The sequence below is a fragment of the Acinetobacter sp. YH12100 genome (assembly GCF_013419135.1).
GTDB lineage: Bacteria > Pseudomonadota > Gammaproteobacteria > Pseudomonadales > Moraxellaceae > Acinetobacter > Acinetobacter pseudolwoffii.
The window spans coordinates 37,123-53,327 of record NZ_VPAQ01000012.1; the positions used below are offsets into that span (position 1 = coordinate 37,123).

Sequence of the window (16,205 nt, forward strand, 5' to 3'; positions counted from 1 at the left end):
GACTCTGCATCAAAATCAGCACAATAAAAATGACAATTTATATTTTCTTTTTGTTTTTTCTGCCAAGTGCTTTATTCATTGCTTCACTTTAGCTATCCCGAAAATAGTTGCTGACAATATAGGCCAGCGCCAACATCACTCCCCAAATTACCCCGAGCAAATGTGCTTCGACCAAGACCGGACTGCCAATCAGCTGTGCAGTCCCGACATTGCCAATCGTATTTTCCCAGACCAGTTTGCCAAAGATCAAAAATAACACCAGTGCAGCAAAACTGCGTTCCCGCTTATACAGCAAATGTACACAGGCAACGGCAACATAGGCACCATGCAGCACACCCGACAAGCCAGCGTAGGCTTCAATATTGGGTAAGAAAAAATAAAAACTTAAACTGATCAAAGGTGGCAAGATCAGTAAAATGGCAGAAAAGTGCCATAGAATAGCGCGTGGAAAAATAAAAGGCAGACAGATAAAAGCGAGAATATTCAGGAAATAATGGGTCCACCCCACATGTACCCAATGTGCCGTCCACAGTCGCCAAAACTCACTGAGCAAACTCTCTTGCCAGTAGATGAAACTATCCTTGAAAATTTGCAGACATGCACAGAGAGAGACAAAAGCCGCTAGAAAAATAATTTTTCGTCGAACATGTTGATCTAGCATCAGCTTATGCTTCTCCCTAACCATCTAGTTTAATTTCATCCTTAAAATTCTATGCAGGCTATCTGGGTTACAGGTCTGCACTGAATAGGTCATCGAGTTCCGAAGAGCTGTCTGATTCATCCCAGAAACGTTGCATGCCATCATCGGCGCTGCGCACACCAGTATTTTCTGTCCAGTAACGATCTGAAATTCCACCGACCATAATCGCTGCCATACTGTCGATCAGCTTGAACTGTGGATTTACCGGCTTTTCCTCAGTACGGGCCTGCGCAAAGGTTTTTAAAGCATCGCGGATTTTGGCATCGTCACCGCTGGCCTGTGCTGCTACAGCATATAAAGCATGCGATAAACGTACACCTTTTTGCTCACCAATTTGTGTAGATTGTTTTAATGTTTGGTAAGGATCAGGTTTACCATCGCTTGCACCTGGTAATAAAGTCCAGATCACAGCACGCGTAGCATTCGGTGCTCCCCAGAATTTGGCATTATCCAGACAGGTCATACCACGTTCGACCACAGCAGCGATATCTTTGGGTACATGCACTGCGCCGCCAGAATTAATATCATTGGTCATGGCTTGTAAACCGCTGAGCATGCCCAGCAGATAAACCGTTTGCTCCATATCGCTGTTCATGCGCGGGCATTCTTCACCCAAGGCTTTTTGATATTTTTTTTCATAACGGCTCTGGAACAATTGATAACCGGTATATTGACGCTGTGCCGCTAGAGCCGCCCAGCGCTTCTGCTCGATTCGCGCATCTTGGGCTTCCGCTACCTGGTTGGATTTTGAAGCCCGCAAATAGCGTAACTCAGCTTCCAGCGCCTTTTGCTCGGCACAAATGCCGGCAGCCGAATACATCAATACGGCTACCCGGGTCGGATCCGCTCCCATTTCTTTGGTTGCCATGATGGCCGGAGTTAGAGAATTGCCTGAATTACAGACCATCTCGGCATCATCCATGGCTAAAATTGGTGGGACAATATGGTTTTCGGTAAAACCCAGTGCGACATTGGCACCGGTTTTAATGACATGGGAACACCCCGTTAATACTGTTGTTGTTATTGCAATGGTCGCCATACCTTGGCATATTTTACGGACGCCTGACATTTTCCTGTCCTCTATAATTGTGATTATGTCCATCTTTCTGTTAAAGATATCAGAAGCATTTTGTGAATAAAAGAGTATTTACTCTAATCCGGACCAGACACTGTGCCATCAAACTGGCCGACTGCAATTGACTTGATCTGTTGAATTCCCAAATTTTGGGCAAAAAAAAGTAGCATTGCGACGGTTCAGCACATGCTACTTATTAACTGTACAAACAGAGAGCCGGTAATAACTCTGCTTGATTAAGATGAAAATTTATCCTTCAGCACCATCGCGAATTGTCCAACCACCAAAGCTGAAACAATCACTACGATCAAAAACATCCACACTGGAGATTCTATTGAATTCTCCCGTATTTGCTGTTGGTGCGTTCAATGTACAGGCTAAAAATAAAACATAGGCGGGAAATTGTCATACAATTTATCTTACTGATAAGTCATTATTATTTTCTGTCTGACAATGAAAGCGTATTAATGATCTAAGTATCTGTTTTATTGAAACTTCAATCAAGTGATTAAAATAGCGTTGTCTGACAACTAGATAAGTTTGGTCAGAACTTTCAGGGATTTCCATTGTTTTAGCGGCAATTGGTCACACCAGATCAATAAAGGCTGAGCCTTGGCGTGCTGAAAATACACCACAATATAAGCTTGATGATCAATCACATGACTAACACATACCCGACAGGTGGGCCGAGATTTGGCCGTCAATGACCATTCACGTCCATCCAGATATTCAAACTGTTCAATCTGGGGCGTCTTGCGATAAAACAGCTGATAAATCACCAGTCCAATCGCAGCACACAGCAGCCAAATCGCAATCGGCAATAGCTGGTATAGGAGGTACATCAACAGTGCAAAAATAAAAAGCTGAAACGCCAGTGCACAATAACTGCGTTTCAGCTTGAAACAGCGATTATCCATGAACGTAAAATTTAAGCTTCTTGATCAAATCTTTTAATTCAGGACGCGGCGGCTCAGAGACTTCCATAAACCAGTCCAGCAGATCTGGATCTTCCTGTTCAACCAGTTCGGCAAACATCTGCTTTTCAAATGGATCAGCAGTTAAGTAGTAGTTTTTTACGTAGGGATCAAAATACACATCCAGCTCTTTTAGACCACGACGCGCGCGATAAATCACTTTGCGCTCTTCTAAGGTGATGTCATCAGTCATCGAATTTCCCCAATTCGTTATAAACCGGAATAGTTTACCTGAAGCCATCGCTGAATTTCGAGGGATTTCATACAAATGACCAAAAGCATCAGCATATTTAAGTTATTTGAACATTCCGCTCATTGTTGCTGATCTATGCTTGACCTACTTTAAAGCAAACAGATCAGAATAAGGAATAACAAGATGCAATCTGCAGCCATTCGCCCGCTTGCCCCGATGCTGCCCCGCCAGCTTTTTACTGCCGAACATGAAGCATTTCGTCAAACCGTACGCAAGTTTTATGAAAAGGAAGTTATTCCGCATAGCGAGCGCTATGAAAAGCAACAGCATGTGGATCGAGAGCTCTGGACTAAAGCGGGTGAACTGGGACTACTCTGCGCCACCATGCCAGAGCAATATGGCGGCTCTGGGGTAGACCGGCTGTATAGCATGATTCTGATTGAAGAACAGGCTTATGCTGGTGATTCAGCCACAGGTTTTTCCCTGCATTCGGATATCGTCGCCAATTATCTGCTGAACTTTGGTAATGAAGCCCAAATGCAGCAATGGCTACCGAAAATGGCATCTGGAGAAGTAGTTACCGCCATTGCCATGACCGAACCGGGAACCGGCTCAGACTTACAGGCAGTGCGTACCTCTGCAGTACTGGATGGCGATGAGTATGTAATTAATGGATCCAAGATCTTCATTACCAATGGCTATCTCTGCGATATGGCGATTGTGGTCTGTAAAACGGGTAATAGTGACAAAGGCTCGGCCAATCTCTCATTAATTATGGTCGAAGCCGACCGGGCCGGATTTAGCAAAGCTAAACCGCTGAATAAAATCGGCATGAAAGGCCAGGATACTTGCGAGCTGTTCTTTGACGATGTACGCGTACCACAAGAAAACTTGCTCGGTCTGGAAGGCATGGGCTTTATGATGTTGATGAAAGAACTGGCCTGGGAACGCCTGATTGTGGCAATTATGTGTCAGGCTGGCGCTGAAGCTGCTTTCGCACATACAGTGAAATACACCAAGGAACGTCAGGCCTTTGGCAAGAGTATTAGCCATTTTCAGAATACCCGCTTTAAACTGGCAGAAATGCGTACCGAAATCGAGTTTTGTCGCGCTTATCTGGATCGCTGCATGGAGCTGCAACTCAAGCAAGAATTAGGCATCGATGCCGCTGCTGCGGCCAAATATAAGATTTCAGAAATGTATAGCAAGGTGGTAGATGAATGCCTGCAATTGCATGGTGGTTATGGCTATATGCTGGAATATCCAATTGCCCGGGCCTATATCGACAACCGCGCCAACCGGATTTATGCCGGTACCAACGAAATTATGAAAGAACTGATTGCACGTTCACTGTAAACTGGACGCATAAAAAAGGAGTCACTCAGGACTCCTTTTTCTTTAGTTCGATATCCGACTTTAAGAGACCAGACGCGGTTTATGTTTGAGAGCCTTGCTGTTTTTTTTAAATTTCAGCACCCTATCTTCAAACGAAGCCTGTTTAAGTTCCTTACGATCTGCAAGATAATTGTTGCTGACTTTCCACGGTGCATGTTTACCTTGTTTTGGCATCACATCTGCAGCACGGGCAATATAGCCCGAACTGAGACTACCCATCACAGTATCCTCTAGCAATTCAGTCTGATCACCCTGAGCGATGACTTCAGCATAGCCCTGCTGATCCATATAGTTCAGCAAACGGCAAATGTACTCAGCGGCAATATCCACTTTTAAAGTCCAAGAGGCATTGATATAACCAATAATTAGCGCCATATTCGGCACATCACTAACCATGATGCCTCTATACAGCATATGTTGTGAGGTATCGACAGGTTGACCATCAATCATCGCCTGAATTCCACCAAGAATCTGGATATTTAAGCCTGTGGCTGAAACGATAATATCTGCCTCCAGATGTTGACCCGATTTCAGCTGAATGCCAGTTTCAGTCAAGCTTTCGATCTGATCCGTTACAACTGATGCCTGCCCTTCACGTAAAATTTTAAACAGATCACCATCCGGCACCACGCATAGGCGCTGATCCCACGGCTCATAATTCGGGGTAAAGTGTTTCATATCCACTTTACCTTTGAGCTGAAACTGCACGGATTTAAGTAACAGCGTTTTTAACAGTTTTGGCTGTTTTTGTGCCAAGGCATAAATTCCGCGCTGCATGCCAATATTCCGGGCACGGGTAATTTTATAGGCCACATCTTCTGGTAGATACTGCCGCATCTTTGCATAAATCATATCAATAGAGGGCACTGAAGCGATATAGGTCGGAGAACGCTGTAACATGGTCACATGCCCGGCGCCGCCTTTGACCATCGCCGGAACTAAAGTAATCGCGGTGGCACCACTACCAATGATCACCACTTTTTTGCCCTGATAATCTAAATTTTCCGGCCAATGCTGCGGATGAATGAATTGACCTTTAAAAGCCTCCTGATTTGGAAACTCGGGCTGAAAACCTTGGTCATAGTTGTAATAACCGGTACAACTCAGTACGAAATTCGCAATCCAGATCTGCTTCTTGCCGTGTTCATCCTCAATCTCTACTGACCATTTGCAGGCCATAGAATCATAGTTGGCGGTTAACACACGGTGTTGATAATGAATTTTCGATTCCAGATTAAATTCATCTACTACTTCGGCCAGATAACCCTTAATCGAAGCGCCATCGGCAAGTACACTGGCTTTTTTCCAAGGTTTAAAATTAAAACCAAAGGTCGACATATCCGAATCAGAACGAATTCCCGGATATTTAAATAAATCCCAGGTTCCGCCAATGCTGGCACGTCGCTCAATAATTTCAAATGAGCGCTGCGGACAATGTTTAGAAAGATGCGCTGCCAGACCAATTCCCGAGATCCCCGCACCCACAATTAAAATATCGATTTGCTTTTCCATATTGTTCTTTTACCTAAGCGATACTATCTGTTTTTATTAAATCACAAAATTGACAATACACAATGTCAAGTTTGATAAAAAGCCATTATTTTTTTATCTTTTCAGGCCAGATTAGTTCTGCATGATGCAAATACCTGAAAATAAATTTCAGACATTAAAAAAGGCCGGTTTATTCAACCGACCTTTTCGAACAACTTGCGTTATTCTTCACGAAATTAGTTAACTTCGCGATCTACTAGCTCAACGTAAGCCATCGGTGCAGCATCACCTGCACGGAAGCCCGCTTTAAGAACACGTAGATAACCGCCGTTACGCTCTTTGTAACGAGGGCCAAGAACGGTAAATAATTTACCAACAGTTGCTGCTGAACGAGTACGAGCAAACGCCAAACGACGGTTTGCTACTGTATCGTTTTTAGCTAAAGTGATTAAAGGCTCAGCTACACGACGTAACTCTTTCGCTTTAGGCACAGTTGTTTTGATCAACTCGTGCTCGAACAAAGAGTTAGCCATGTTTTGGAACATCGCTTTACGATGGCTGCTTGTACGGCCTAATTTCACACCACTATTACGATGACGCATGGTGATAGTCCTACTTAATTAACGGCTACGATAGGCGAAACGATCGTCCATACGGAGACTAGCCGGTGGCCAGTTCTCTAAACGCATGCCGAGTTGTAAGCCTTTAGAAGCCAGAACATCTTTGATCTCAGTAAGCGATTTTTTACCCAAGTTAGGAGTTTTAAGCAACTCAACTTCAGTACGCTGTACAAGATCACCAATGTAGTAAATGTTTTCTGCTTTCAAACAGTTAGCAGAACGAACAGTTAGCTCTAGATCATCTACTGGGCGAAGCAAGATTGGGTCAACTTCTTCACGCGGCTCTTGAGCCACAGGTGCTTGATCTTTCTGAAGGTCAACAAAGATTGCAATTTGTTGTTGCAAGATTGTTGCCGCTTTACGGATTGCTTCTTCAGGATCTACAGTACCATTGGTTTCAAGATCAATGACCAATTTGTCAAGGTCAGTACGTTGTTCTACACGAGCGTTTTCCACTGTATAAGACACACGTTTGATTGGGCTATAAGAAGCATCTAACTGCAAGCGACCCACTGGGCGAGTTTCGCCTTCTGGGAAGCGTGAATCAGAAGTCTCGTAGCCACGACCTTGAGCAACTTTCAGACGCATTTTCAATGAGCCTGAGGCACTTAAAGTACCGATCAAATGTTCAGGGTTAACCACTTCAACATTATGAGGTAAACGAAGGTCAGCCGCAGTTACGTCGCCTGCACCTTGTTTCTCTAATGTTAAGTATGCTTCATTTTGATCGAACAGCTTAATCGACAATCCTTTTAGGTTCAGCAAGAGCTCGACGATGTCCTGCTGCAAGCCTTCCAAAGTACTGTACTCGTGCTCGACCCCTTCAATCTCAACTTCTACCACAGCTGCGCCAGGTAGAGAAGAAAGAAGGATGCGACGTAAAGCATTACCCAGAGTATGACCAAAGCCACGCTCTAAAGGTTCTAGAATAACTTTTGCCGAGGTCCCGCTTGCCGCTTCGACCTTGATCGCTTGCGGAGTTAGAAACTCATTTGCAGTACGCGTCATATTGCTTCCTCAAGGATTATTTAGAATACAATTCTACAATCAAGCTTTCGTTGATTTCAGCAGGTAAATCAGAACGATCCGGTGCAGCTTTGAACGTACCTTCTAATTTAGAATGGTCGATTTCCATCCAAGAAGGCATGCCACGTTGAGTTGCTAATTCAATTGCGTTTTTGATACGTAATTGTTGTTTAGCGCCTTCGTGAACTGCGATCACATCACCCGCTTTAACTTGGATAGACGCAATGTTAACACGACGGCCATTCAAAGTGATGCTGCGGTGAGATACTAACTGACGAGCTTCTGCGCGAGTAGAACCGAAACCCATACGATAAACAACGTTATCAAGACGGCTTTCAAGTAGCTTCAACAAGTTTTCACCAGTTGCGCCTTTAACACGAGCAGCTTCTTTGTAGTAGTTACTAAATTGACGCTCTAAAACACCGTACATACGACGTACTTTTTGTTTTTCACGTAATTGTAGTGAGTACTCAGACTGTTTACCGCCACGAGCTCCACCATGTTGGCCAGGAGCTTTAGCGTGTTTTTTAGTTTTTACATCAAACGGTTTAACGCCTGATTTAAGTTGCAGGTCTGTCCCTTCGCGGCGAGAGAGTTTGCATTTTGGACCAATATAACGAGCCATGAATGTTTCTCCTTACACGCGACGTTTTTTAGGTGGACGGCAACCGTTGTGCGGGATTGGCGTCACATCGGTAATGCTGTTAATTTTATAACCCACTGCACCTAAAGCACGAACCGCAGATTCACGACCAGGACCAGGACCTTTTACAAGGACGTCCAAGTTTTTCAAACCGTAGTCTAAAGCAGCTTTACCAGCAACTTCAGCAGCTACCTGAGCAGCGAACGGAGTTGATTTACGTGATCCACGGAAGCCTTGTCCACCTGAAGTGGCCCAAGCCAGTGCATTACCTTGACGATCGGTAATAGTCACAATGGTGTTATTAAAAGAAGCGTGAATGTGTGCGACACCTTCAGAGACGGTACGAGTGACCTTCTTGCGTGCGCGAGTATCTTTAGCCATCTTTTAGCTTCCAGAAATCTTATTTCTTAATAGGTTTGCGCGGACCTTTACGGGTACGAGCGTTAGTTTTGGTGCGTTGACCGCGGACAGGCAAGCTGCGACGATGACGAAGACCGCGATAGCAGCCTAAATCCATTAAACGTTTAATGTTCATGGAAATTTCGCGACGTAAATCACCTTCGGTCGGAACCTTAGCAACTTCTGCACGAATCGCATCAAGCTGAGCGTCATCTAATTCACGGATCTTAGTCGTTGGAGCAATACCCGCAGCAGCTAAAATAGCTTTTGAAGTATGGCGACCAATACCAAAGATATACGTTAGAGAGATAACAGCGTGCTTGTTATCCGGAATGTTTACACCGGCAATACGAGCCATTCAATTTTCTCCAAAAAGGCAGTAGATAATCAACCGCCCCACAAAAATCTTGAGGGGCGGATAATAACCCAATTCGCCTACAGAAATCAACAGGTCTTAATCAGATTAACCTTGACGCTGCTTATGACGAGGTTCTGCGCTACAAATTACGCGGATAACCCCATTACGACGGATAACTTTACAGCTACCACAAATTTTCTTAACAGAAGCTTGTACTTTCATGATGAAACCTCTAAGTGCGCTTATCCCTTAGGATGAGCTGTCGTTTTTCTCATTAACGTTTGATTATCATACTGGTGCGAGGTGAGGTGTGACTGCAGCTGAGCCATAAAGTCCATCACTACTACCACAACAATCAGCAAAGAAGTACCACCCAAATAGAATGGAATACCAAATGAACTTTGCAACACCATCGGCATCAAACAAATGACGGTGATGTAAATCGCGCCAATAAATGTCAAACGACTGAGAATATGATCTAAGTAACGAGCAGTTTGCTCACCTGGACGTATACCAGGCACATAAGCTCCGCTGCGTTTCAAGTTCTCTGACACTTCTTTAGGACTAAATACCAGTGCTGTATAGAAGTAACAGAAAAAGATAATTAACGCACCAAAGAGCACCAAATACAACGGCTGACCAGGCGACAATACCAATGCTACATCTTGCAGGCTACGCTGAATAAATCCGGCATTCGGATCTGCACTACCCACCCACTGGCCTAAGCTCGCAGGGAACAACAGCAATGAGCTGGCAAAAATTGCCGGAATCACACCCGCCATATTAATTTTCAATGGCAAATGTGTCTGTTGTGCAGTAAATACACGACGACCTTGTTGTTTTTGAGCATAGTTGACCGGAATACGACGCTGCGCTTTCTCGATAAACACGATGGCTGCCAAAACACCCAGAGACAACAGACCAAAAATTACCAAGCCAATCAGGCTGGTCTGGCCATTATCTACAGATGACAAAGATTGCATAATTAAATTAGGCAATCCGGCAACAATACCCGCGAAGATGATCATGGAAATACCATTCCCCACCCCACGTTCGGTAATCTGCTCACCCAACCACATCAAGAACATGGTTCCCGCAACCAATGAGGTTACTGCAGGAATATAAAAAGCCAGACCAGTATTCAGGGTAATTCCCTGACTGATCAAGCCTGCACACATCCCGATCGCTTGTACAAGCGCCAGAAATAATGTGCCTTGTCGTGTGTATTGATTTATTTTACGTTTGCCTTGCTCGCCTTCTTTTTTCAAAGCTTCCAGCGAAGGAACCACTGTCGACATCAGCTGCACGATAATCGATGCAGAAATGTAGGGCATGATCCCAAGAGCAAGAATAGACATTCGTTCTAATGCACCACCGGAAAACATGTTAAACAAACCAAGGATAGTACCTTGGTTTGCATTAAACAGGTTTTCTAGGGCCGCATTATTGATGCCCGGTACTGGAATATGCGCTCCTAGCCGAAACACCAACAACGCACCAATGAGAAACATCATTCGACGAATAATTTCACGGTATTTCACATGAAATGGTTGGCCTTTCATCATGTTGACATGACCTGAAGAACTAGGAGTCATAGACACTGGGGATTACTCCTCGACTTTGCCGCCAGCAGCTTCAACAGCAGCTTTAGCGCCTTTAGTCAATGCAACACCTTGAACAGTGAATGCACGAGTAATTTCACCAGAAAGTACGATACGAGCACGGATCATGTCTTTACGTACAACGTTCGCCGCTTTTAAAGTTTCTAGAGACACGATGTCGCCTTCAACTTTAGCAAGCTCAGATAAACGTACTTCAGCAGTTTTCAAAGCCAATTGGCTAGTGAAGCCGAATTTAGGCAAACGACGATAAAGTGCTGTTTGACCGCCTTCGAAACCTGGACGAGTACCACCGCTCTTACGTGAGTTTTGACCCTTGACACCACGGCCACCGGTCTTACCAACGCCAGAACCGATACCACGGCCTACACGAAGGTTGTCACGTTTAGCACCTTCTGCAGGTGCAATTGTATTTAAACGCAGAGTCATGGCTTATTCCTCTACACTAACCATATAGTAGACTTGGTTGATCATACCACGGTTAGAAGGCGTATCTTGCACTTCTACAGTATGACCAATACGACGCAGACCTAAACCTTGCAGGCTCAGCTTATGATTTTTCAAGCGGTGCGATGCAGATTTAGTCTGGGTAACTTTAATCGTTTTCATGATTGATTACCCTTGAATTTGTTCTACTGAAAGACCACGTTTCGCAGCAACCTTCTCAGGAGTAGTCATATCACGCAAACCGTTGAAAGTTGCGTTAACTACGTTAGCAGCGTTAGTAGAACCACGGCATTTAGTCAAAACGTTACGTACACCTACAGCTTCTAAAACTGCACGCATAGCGCCACCAGCAATTACGCCTGTACCTTCAGAGGCAGGCTGCATGAATACGCGACTAGCGCCATGACGTGCATGAATTGGGTGCTGTAACGTACCATCAACAAGGTCAACAGTAATCATGTTGCGACGAGCAGCTTCAAGTGCTTTAGAGATAGCAGCTGGAACTTCACGTGCTTTACCACGACCAAAACCTACGCGACCATTACCATCACCCACAACAGTTAATGCTGTGAAAGAGAAGATACGACCACCCTTAACAACTTTGGCTACACGATCAACGGCAACCAGCTTTTCAACAAGACCTTCGTTTTGTTCAACTTTAGCCATGATTAGAACTCCAAGCCGTTTTCACGAGCAGCATCAGCCAAGGCTTTGATACGACCATGATATTTAAAACCAGAACGGTCAAATGCAACTTTAGTAACACCAGCTGCTTTAGCGCGTTCTGCGATTAAAGCACCTACTTTTTGAGCTGCTTCAACGTTACCAGTTGTACCTGCACGTAGAGTAGCGTCTAAAGTAGAAGCTTGCGCTAATACTTTGCCACCATCTGCAGAGATAACTTGAGCATAGATGTGACGCGGAGTGCGGTTTACACACAAACGAGTCGCACCCAATGCACGGATGTGCAAGCGTGTGCTTTTCGCACGACGCAAACGGGATTGTTTCTTTTCGTTCATAAGAACCTCGCGCCTTATTTCTTCTTAGCTTCTTTACGAAGTACAACTTCGTCAGAATAACGAACACCTTTGCCTTTATACGGCTCTGGTGGACGGTAACCACGGATATCTGCAGCAACCTGACCTAAAGCTGCTTTGTCAGCAGATTTAAGTACGATTTCAGTTGCAGTTGGAGTTTCAGCAGTTACACCTGCAGGAAGTGCATAATCGATCGGGTGAGAGAAACCAAGGTTAAGATGAACAACATCACCTTTAACCGCAGCTTTATAACCAACACCGATAAGCTGTAACTTACGTTCGAAACCTTCGCTAACACCTTTTACAAGGTTGTTAAGCACAGCGCGAGCAGTACCAGCTTGCATCCAAGCGTCTTTCGACTCTTGTACTGGAGCAATAGCCAGAGTACCGTCTTCCTGTTTAAGCTCGACCAGCGCATGCAGGTTGAAAGACAATGTACCTTTAGTGCCTTTCACTTCGACCTGCCGGCCGTTCTGAGTAACTGTTACACCATTCGGTACAGTTACTGGGGCTTTAGCCACACGAGACATGAGGAATCACCTATTAAGAAACAAAAGCAATAACTTCACCACCAACGCCTGCAGCACGTGCAGCGCGATCAGTCATGATGCCTTTGCTTGTAGAAACAATTGCAATACCTAAACCTTGCTTAACGCTTGGAAGTGCATCTTTACCGCGATACTGACGTAGACCTGGACGGCTTACGCGTTTCACAGTGTCAATCACTGGCTTGCCTTCAAAATATTTTAACGTAATTGTTAAAGTTGGTTTGCCTTCAGCTTCCGCAACTTCTACGTTAGAAATGTAACCTTCTTGTTGAAGTAAGTTAGCAATTGCAACTTTCAACTTAGAATTAGGCATAGAAACAGTTTGTTTCTTCGCCATTTGTGCGTTACGAACACGTGTTAGCATGTCGGCAACGGTATCTTGCATACTCATTTATAGTGCTCCTTACCAGCTTGCCTTAACAACGCCAGGTACATCACCTTGCATTACTGTTTCACGTAATTTGTTACGGCTTAAGCCGAACTTACGGAAATAGCCATGCGGACGACCAGTTAAACCACAACGGTTACGTAGACGTACTGGAGATGCATTACGTGGTAATGCTTGCAATTTCATCATCGCTTCGAAACGTTCTTCGTCTGATGCATTTACGTTTGCAATAACAGCTTTTAATTCAGCACGTTTTGCAGCGTATTTAGCAACAGTAGCTTCGCGTTTCGCTTCGCGATTAATCATACCTTTCTTAGCCATATCGACCTCTTATTTGAACGGGAAGCCGAATGCACGCATAAGCGCACGGCCTTCGTCATCGGTGCGAGCAGTCGTAGTAATGGTAATGTCCATACCACGAATACGATCAATCTTGTCAAAATCGATTTCAGGGAACATGATCTGTTCCTTAAGACCCATTGAGTAGTTACCACGACCGTCGAATGATTTCGCAGAGAAACCACGGAAGTCACGGATACGAGGGATCGCAATCGAGATCAAACGGTCTAAGAATTCGTACATACGTTCGCCGCGTAAAGTAACTTTACAACCGATCGGCCAACCATCACGGATTTTAAAACCAGCGATTGATTTACGAGCTAACGTAAGTACTGGTTTTTGACCAGCGATAGCTTGCATATCTGAAAGAGCACCATCAAGGAGTTTTTTGTCAGCAGCAGCTGCGCCAACACCCATGTTGATCGTGATTTTAGTGATGCGAGGAATTTCCATCACATTTTTAACGCCTAAAGTCTCTAATAACTGAGCTTTAAGTTCGTCATTGTAACGTGTTTTAAGTCTGGCCATGGCCTATATCAACCTATTACTTCGCTACCGCCACTGATTCACCATTTGATTTGAATACGCGAGTTTTCACGCCATCAATCACTTGGTAACCAACACGGTCAGCCTTTTGGGTTGTAGCATTAAAAACTGCCACGTTTGAAATATGAAGCGAAGCTTCCTGAGTTACAACGCTACCTTCAGCGCCTGTAGCACGGTTCGGCTTTTGGTGCTTCTTCACCAAGTTAAGGCCTTCAACCTTAACACGGTCATTAGAAACAGACAGAACAGTACCCTGTTTGCCTTTTTCTTTACCTGCGATCACAATTACTTGATCGCCTTTTTTAATCTTAGCCATGATCGCCTCTTATAGAACTTCAGGAGCCAATGAAATAATTTTCATGAACTGTTCAGTACGAAGTTCACGAGTCACTGGTCCGAAAATACGAGTTGCAATCGGCGCTTTGTTGGTGTTCAAAATAACAGCAGCGTTATCGTCGAAACGAATCACTGAACCGTCTGCACGACGGATACCGAATTTTGTACGAACCACAACTGCATTCATCACGTCACCTTTTTTAACACGTGCGCGTGGAATTGCTTCTTTTACAGTAACTTTAATAATGTCGCCAACAGAAGCATAACGACGATGCGAGCCACCAAGTACTTTAATACATTGTACGCGGCGTGCACCACTGTTGTCTGCTACGTCGAGCATAGTTTCGGTCTGAATCATTGCCCTACTCCAAAACCGAGCAACACCGGTCGAAATTTCGAAAGGCTCAAAGAGTACTCGAAATTGACCGATGATGCAACAAGAACGTTAATTACTCAGCAGCTGCTTCAACAACTTCAACTAGAGTCCAAGACTTAGTTTTAGAAATTGGGCGGCTTTCTTTAATGGTTACAACATCACCAGCTTTCGCTGTGTTGTTCTCATCATGAGCATGTAATTTTGTTGAACGGCGGATTAATTTGCCATACAACGGGTGTTGAACTTGGCGTTCAATAAGAACAACGATAGATTTATCCATCTTGTCGCTTACAACTTTGCCAGTTAACGTGCGGACTGTTTTATCACTCATTGTCCGTTCCCCTGTTTTTCGGTAAGGAGGGTCTTAATACGAGCAATCGTCTGACGAGTAAGTGCAACTTCATGCGATTTACCCAATTGACCAGTTGCTTTCGCCATACGAAGACGGAATTGGTTAAGCTGTTGCTCATCAAGCAAAGCTGTCAACTCTTCTACCGACTTTTCACGTAGATCTTTAGTTTTCATTACATTACCGTCCGAGTCACGATAGCGGTTTTAAACGGAAGCTTAGCTGCTGCAAGCGTAAACGCTTCGCGAGCCAATTCTTCGTTAACACCATCAATTTCGTACAAGACTTTACCTGGTTTGATTTGGCAAACCCAATATTCCACAGAACCTTTACCTTTACCCATACGCACTTCAAGCGGCTTAGAAGTAATCGGTTTGTCCGGGAATACACGGATAAAGATCTTACCACCACGCTTAATACGACGGCTAATTGTACGACGCGCTGCTTCAATTTGACGCGCAGTCATTTGACCACGTTCAACTGATTTAAGTGCAATAGTACCGAAAGATACTGTGCTACCGCGGTGTGCTAGACCAGTGTTACGGCCTTTCTGCACTTTACGGAATTTAGTACGCTTAGGTTGCAACATGGATTATTCTCCTTTTTCAGCAGAACGATCATTGCGACGACCACGACGCTCTTGACCTTCACCACGACCACGACCGCGTTTAGCTGGACGTTCTTCTGCTGGAGCTGGGTTCATGACTTGTTTCATGCCGCCCAAGATCTCACCACGGAAGATCCAAACTTTAACACCAATCGTACCGTAAGTAGTCTCAGCACGCATAGTCGCATAGTCGATATCTGCACGAAGCGTATGTAGAGGTACACGACCTTCACGATACCACTCAGTACGAGCAATCTCAGCACCACCTAAACGGCCTGAAACTTCTACTTTGATACCTTTAGCACCAGCACGCATTGTGTTTTGTACCGCACGCTTCATAGCACGACGGAACATTACACGTTTTTCCAATTGAGAAGCGATTGCTTCAGCAACTAGACGCGCGTCTAAGTCTGGACGATCAATTTCATTGATACTTACTTGCGCAGGAACACCCATGATAGATGTTAATTCGCGTTGTAGTTTCTCAATATCTTCGCCTTTTTTACCGATTACGATACCAGGACGCGCAGTGCTAATAGTTACTTTAGCAGCGCCTGTAGGACGTTCGATAAGAATGTTGCTGATCATCGCATTTTTAAGTTTTTTGATTAAAAACTCACGAACTTGAAGATCTTTAAGCAAGTATTCAGCGTATTGTTTCGGATTCGCATACCAGTTAGCGTTATGACGTTTCACAACACCTAGGCGGATACCGATTGGATGAACCTTCTGACCCATA

General features: G+C 44.5%; 27 protein-coding genes. 1 reads left to right on the forward strand and 26 read right to left on the reverse strand.

Translation table 11 applies throughout. The features are described 5' to 3' along the window. Positions 1 to 88: 88 nt before the first annotated feature. From rrtA to FTU40_RS09655, 4 genes are all read right to left on the reverse strand, one after another. Positions 89 to 661, reverse strand: coding sequence for a rhombosortase (gene rrtA / locus FTU40_RS09640; RefSeq protein ID WP_005094122.1), 573 nt, complete (start codon positions 659 to 661; stop codon positions 89 to 91). 67 nt (positions 662 to 728) lie between these two features. Then, positions 729 to 1,769, reverse strand: a complete 1,041-nt coding sequence (locus FTU40_RS09645; RefSeq protein WP_005094123.1) for a hypothetical protein — start codon at positions 1,767 to 1,769, stop codon at positions 729 to 731. A 536-nt stretch (positions 1,770 to 2,305) separates the two neighbouring features. Further along, positions 2,306 to 2,692, reverse strand: coding sequence for a hypothetical protein (locus FTU40_RS09650; protein ID WP_005094124.1), 387 nt, complete (start codon positions 2,690 to 2,692; stop codon positions 2,306 to 2,308). Further along, positions 2,685 to 2,942, reverse strand: coding sequence for a succinate dehydrogenase assembly factor 2 (locus tag FTU40_RS09655; RefSeq protein ID WP_100535177.1), 258 nt, complete (start codon positions 2,940 to 2,942; stop codon positions 2,685 to 2,687). The genes FTU40_RS09650 and FTU40_RS09655 overlap by 8 nt, the downstream gene beginning before the upstream one ends. A gap of 183 nt (positions 2,943 to 3,125) precedes the next feature. Between FTU40_RS09655 and FTU40_RS09660 the strand changes: the two genes are divergently transcribed. Continuing rightward, complete coding sequence (locus tag FTU40_RS09660; RefSeq protein ID WP_180040659.1) at positions 3,126 to 4,298, forward strand: acyl-CoA dehydrogenase family protein; 1,173 nt, start codon at positions 3,126 to 3,128, stop codon at positions 4,296 to 4,298. Positions 4,299 to 4,358: 60 nt separating this feature from the next. On the opposite strand, the gene FTU40_RS09665 is transcribed toward FTU40_RS09660, so the two are convergent. From FTU40_RS09665 to rpsC, 22 genes are all read right to left on the reverse strand, one after another. Next, positions 4,359 to 5,849 carry an NAD(P)/FAD-dependent oxidoreductase gene (locus FTU40_RS09665; RefSeq protein WP_180040662.1) on the reverse strand — a complete coding sequence of 497 codons (1,491 nt, stop codon included), beginning with the start codon at positions 5,847 to 5,849 and terminating at the stop codon, positions 4,359 to 4,361. A gap of 215 nt (positions 5,850 to 6,064) precedes the next feature. After that, entirely contained in the window at positions 6,065 to 6,430 is a 366-nt protein-coding gene (rplQ, locus tag FTU40_RS09670) for a 50S ribosomal protein L17 (protein ID WP_004281488.1), read from the reverse strand. Between the two features lie 18 nt (positions 6,431 to 6,448). Continuing rightward, positions 6,449 to 7,456, reverse strand: coding sequence for a DNA-directed RNA polymerase subunit alpha (locus tag FTU40_RS09675; protein WP_005094131.1), 1,008 nt, complete (start codon positions 7,454 to 7,456; stop codon positions 6,449 to 6,451). A 16-nt stretch (positions 7,457 to 7,472) separates the two neighbouring features. Then, on the reverse strand, positions 7,473 to 8,099 hold the full coding sequence (gene rpsD, locus FTU40_RS09680; RefSeq protein WP_005094132.1) for a 30S ribosomal protein S4: 627 nt from the start codon (positions 8,097 to 8,099) through the stop codon (positions 7,473 to 7,475). Positions 8,100 to 8,111: 12 nt separating this feature from the next. Next, positions 8,112 to 8,498: a 30S ribosomal protein S11 gene (gene rpsK / locus FTU40_RS09685; RefSeq protein ID WP_004281491.1), complete on the reverse strand. Its 387-nt coding sequence runs from the start codon at positions 8,496 to 8,498 to the stop codon at positions 8,112 to 8,114. A 19-nt stretch (positions 8,499 to 8,517) separates the two neighbouring features. Further along, positions 8,518 to 8,874 carry a 30S ribosomal protein S13 gene (rpsM, locus tag FTU40_RS09690; RefSeq protein WP_004281492.1) on the reverse strand — a complete coding sequence of 119 codons (357 nt, stop codon included), beginning with the start codon at positions 8,872 to 8,874 and terminating at the stop codon, positions 8,518 to 8,520. Between the two features lie 105 nt (positions 8,875 to 8,979). Beyond that, positions 8,980 to 9,096 carry a 50S ribosomal protein L36 gene (gene rpmJ, locus FTU40_RS09695; protein WP_000867907.1) on the reverse strand — a complete coding sequence of 39 codons (117 nt, stop codon included), beginning with the start codon at positions 9,094 to 9,096 and terminating at the stop codon, positions 8,980 to 8,982. Between the two features lie 20 nt (positions 9,097 to 9,116). After that, complete coding sequence (secY, locus tag FTU40_RS09700) at positions 9,117 to 10,436, reverse strand: preprotein translocase subunit SecY (protein WP_171063316.1); 1,320 nt, start codon at positions 10,434 to 10,436, stop codon at positions 9,117 to 9,119. Positions 10,437 to 10,481: 45 nt separating this feature from the next. Next, on the reverse strand, positions 10,482 to 10,922 hold the full coding sequence (gene rplO / locus FTU40_RS09705) for a 50S ribosomal protein L15 (protein WP_005094137.1): 441 nt from the start codon (positions 10,920 to 10,922) through the stop codon (positions 10,482 to 10,484). Positions 10,923 to 10,925: 3 nt separating this feature from the next. After that, positions 10,926 to 11,102, reverse strand: coding sequence for a 50S ribosomal protein L30 (gene rpmD, locus FTU40_RS09710; RefSeq protein ID WP_005094139.1), 177 nt, complete (start codon positions 11,100 to 11,102; stop codon positions 10,926 to 10,928). A gap of 6 nt (positions 11,103 to 11,108) precedes the next feature. After that, positions 11,109 to 11,606: a 30S ribosomal protein S5 gene (rpsE, locus tag FTU40_RS09715; RefSeq protein WP_004281496.1), complete on the reverse strand. Its 498-nt coding sequence runs from the start codon at positions 11,604 to 11,606 to the stop codon at positions 11,109 to 11,111. A 2-nt stretch (positions 11,607 to 11,608) separates the two neighbouring features. Next, the gene (rplR, locus tag FTU40_RS09720; protein ID WP_004281497.1) at positions 11,609 to 11,959 is read right to left on the reverse strand and encodes a 50S ribosomal protein L18; all 351 of its coding nucleotides are present in this window, start codon (positions 11,957 to 11,959) and stop codon (positions 11,609 to 11,611) included. 14 nt (positions 11,960 to 11,973) lie between these two features. Further along, a complete protein-coding gene (rplF, locus tag FTU40_RS09725) occupies positions 11,974 to 12,507 on the reverse strand; it encodes a 50S ribosomal protein L6 (RefSeq protein WP_005094142.1) in 534 nt (177 codons plus the stop codon). A 13-nt stretch (positions 12,508 to 12,520) separates the two neighbouring features. Next, a complete protein-coding gene (gene rpsH / locus FTU40_RS09730; protein WP_005094144.1) occupies positions 12,521 to 12,916 on the reverse strand; it encodes a 30S ribosomal protein S8 in 396 nt (131 codons plus the stop codon). A gap of 12 nt (positions 12,917 to 12,928) precedes the next feature. Next, positions 12,929 to 13,234 (reverse strand): 30S ribosomal protein S14, encoded by a 306-nt coding sequence (gene rpsN / locus FTU40_RS09735; RefSeq protein ID WP_180040664.1) that lies wholly within the window; start codon positions 13,232 to 13,234, stop codon positions 12,929 to 12,931. A 9-nt stretch (positions 13,235 to 13,243) separates the two neighbouring features. Next, a complete protein-coding gene (gene rplE, locus FTU40_RS09740; protein WP_005094146.1) occupies positions 13,244 to 13,780 on the reverse strand; it encodes a 50S ribosomal protein L5 in 537 nt (178 codons plus the stop codon). Between the two features lie 16 nt (positions 13,781 to 13,796). Beyond that, positions 13,797 to 14,114 carry a 50S ribosomal protein L24 gene (gene rplX, locus FTU40_RS09745; RefSeq protein WP_004281502.1) on the reverse strand — a complete coding sequence of 106 codons (318 nt, stop codon included), beginning with the start codon at positions 14,112 to 14,114 and terminating at the stop codon, positions 13,797 to 13,799. 9 nt (positions 14,115 to 14,123) lie between these two features. Further along, positions 14,124 to 14,492, reverse strand: a complete 369-nt coding sequence (gene rplN, locus FTU40_RS09750) for a 50S ribosomal protein L14 (protein WP_005094147.1) — start codon at positions 14,490 to 14,492, stop codon at positions 14,124 to 14,126. Positions 14,493 to 14,583: 91 nt separating this feature from the next. Continuing rightward, positions 14,584 to 14,841 (reverse strand): 30S ribosomal protein S17, encoded by a 258-nt coding sequence (gene rpsQ / locus FTU40_RS09755; RefSeq protein ID WP_004281504.1) that lies wholly within the window; start codon positions 14,839 to 14,841, stop codon positions 14,584 to 14,586. Next, the gene (rpmC, locus tag FTU40_RS09760; RefSeq protein ID WP_004281505.1) at positions 14,838 to 15,035 is read right to left on the reverse strand and encodes a 50S ribosomal protein L29; all 198 of its coding nucleotides are present in this window, start codon (positions 15,033 to 15,035) and stop codon (positions 14,838 to 14,840) included. The genes rpsQ and rpmC overlap by 4 nt, the downstream gene beginning before the upstream one ends. Next, the gene (rplP, locus tag FTU40_RS09765) at positions 15,035 to 15,448 is read right to left on the reverse strand and encodes a 50S ribosomal protein L16 (RefSeq protein ID WP_004281506.1); all 414 of its coding nucleotides are present in this window, start codon (positions 15,446 to 15,448) and stop codon (positions 15,035 to 15,037) included. The genes rpmC and rplP overlap by 1 nt, the downstream gene beginning before the upstream one ends. 3 nt (positions 15,449 to 15,451) lie before the next feature. Further along, positions 15,452 to 16,204 carry a 30S ribosomal protein S3 gene (gene rpsC / locus FTU40_RS09770; RefSeq protein ID WP_004281507.1) on the reverse strand — a complete coding sequence of 251 codons (753 nt, stop codon included), beginning with the start codon at positions 16,202 to 16,204 and terminating at the stop codon, positions 15,452 to 15,454. Position 16,205: the final 1 nt, after the last annotated feature.

Bases quoted from the DNA above. Each gene is read 5' to 3' on its own strand.
- rrtA (WP_005094122.1), bottom strand. From the start codon at position 661: ATGCTAGATCAACATGTTCGACGAAAAATTATTTTTCTAGCGGCTTTT.
- FTU40_RS09645 (WP_005094123.1), bottom strand. From the start codon at position 1,769: ATGTCAGGCGTCCGTAAAATATGCCAAGGTATGGCGACCATTGCAATA.
- FTU40_RS09650 (WP_005094124.1), bottom strand. From the start codon at position 2,692: ATGGATAATCGCTGTTTCAAGCTGAAACGCAGTTATTGTGCACTGGCG.
- FTU40_RS09655 (WP_100535177.1), bottom strand. From the start codon at position 2,942: ATGACTGATGACATCACCTTAGAAGAGCGCAAAGTGATTTATCGCGCG.
- FTU40_RS09660 (WP_180040659.1), top strand. From the start codon at position 3,126: ATGCAATCTGCAGCCATTCGCCCGCTTGCCCCGATGCTGCCCCGCCAG.
- FTU40_RS09665 (WP_180040662.1), bottom strand. From the start codon at position 5,849: ATGGAAAAGCAAATCGATATTTTAATTGTGGGTGCGGGGATCTCGGGA.
- rplQ (WP_004281488.1), bottom strand. From the start codon at position 6,430: ATGCGTCATCGTAATAGTGGTGTGAAATTAGGCCGTACAAGCAGCCAT.
- FTU40_RS09675 (WP_005094131.1), bottom strand. From the start codon at position 7,456: ATGACGCGTACTGCAAATGAGTTTCTAACTCCGCAAGCGATCAAGGTC.
- rpsD (WP_005094132.1), bottom strand. From the start codon at position 8,099: ATGGCTCGTTATATTGGTCCAAAATGCAAACTCTCTCGCCGCGAAGGG.
- rpsK (WP_004281491.1), bottom strand. From the start codon at position 8,498: ATGGCTAAAGATACTCGCGCACGCAAGAAGGTCACTCGTACCGTCTCT.
- rpsM (WP_004281492.1), bottom strand. From the start codon at position 8,874: ATGGCTCGTATTGCCGGTGTAAACATTCCGGATAACAAGCACGCTGTT.
- rpmJ (WP_000867907.1), bottom strand. From the start codon at position 9,096: ATGAAAGTACAAGCTTCTGTTAAGAAAATTTGTGGTAGCTGTAAAGTT.
- secY (WP_171063316.1), bottom strand. From the start codon at position 10,436: ATGAAAGGCCAACCATTTCATGTGAAATACCGTGAAATTATTCGTCGA.
- rplO (WP_005094137.1), bottom strand. From the start codon at position 10,922: ATGACTCTGCGTTTAAATACAATTGCACCTGCAGAAGGTGCTAAACGT.
- rpmD (WP_005094139.1), bottom strand. From the start codon at position 11,102: ATGAAAACGATTAAAGTTACCCAGACTAAATCTGCATCGCACCGCTTG.
- rpsE (WP_004281496.1), bottom strand. From the start codon at position 11,606: ATGGCTAAAGTTGAACAAAACGAAGGTCTTGTTGAAAAGCTGGTTGCC.
- rplR (WP_004281497.1), bottom strand. From the start codon at position 11,959: ATGAACGAAAAGAAACAATCCCGTTTGCGTCGTGCGAAAAGCACACGC.
- rplF (WP_005094142.1), bottom strand. From the start codon at position 12,507: ATGTCTCGTGTGGCTAAAGCCCCAGTAACTGTACCGAATGGTGTAACA.
- rpsH (WP_005094144.1), bottom strand. From the start codon at position 12,916: ATGAGTATGCAAGATACCGTTGCCGACATGCTAACACGTGTTCGTAAC.
- rpsN (WP_180040664.1), bottom strand. From the start codon at position 13,234: ATGGCTAAGAAAGGTATGATTAATCGCGAAGCGAAACGCGAAGCTACT.
- rplE (WP_005094146.1), bottom strand. From the start codon at position 13,780: ATGGCCAGACTTAAAACACGTTACAATGACGAACTTAAAGCTCAGTTA.
- rplX (WP_004281502.1), bottom strand. From the start codon at position 14,114: ATGGCTAAGATTAAAAAAGGCGATCAAGTAATTGTGATCGCAGGTAAA.
- rplN (WP_005094147.1), bottom strand. From the start codon at position 14,492: ATGATTCAGACCGAAACTATGCTCGACGTAGCAGACAACAGTGGTGCA.
- rpsQ (WP_004281504.1), bottom strand. From the start codon at position 14,841: ATGAGTGATAAAACAGTCCGCACGTTAACTGGCAAAGTTGTAAGCGAC.
- rpmC (WP_004281505.1), bottom strand. From the start codon at position 15,035: ATGAAAACTAAAGATCTACGTGAAAAGTCGGTAGAAGAGTTGACAGCT.
- rplP (WP_004281506.1), bottom strand. From the start codon at position 15,448: ATGTTGCAACCTAAGCGTACTAAATTCCGTAAAGTGCAGAAAGGCCGT.
- rpsC (WP_004281507.1), bottom strand. From the start codon at position 16,204: ATGGGTCAGAAGGTTCATCCAATCGGTATCCGCCTAGGTGTTGTGAAA.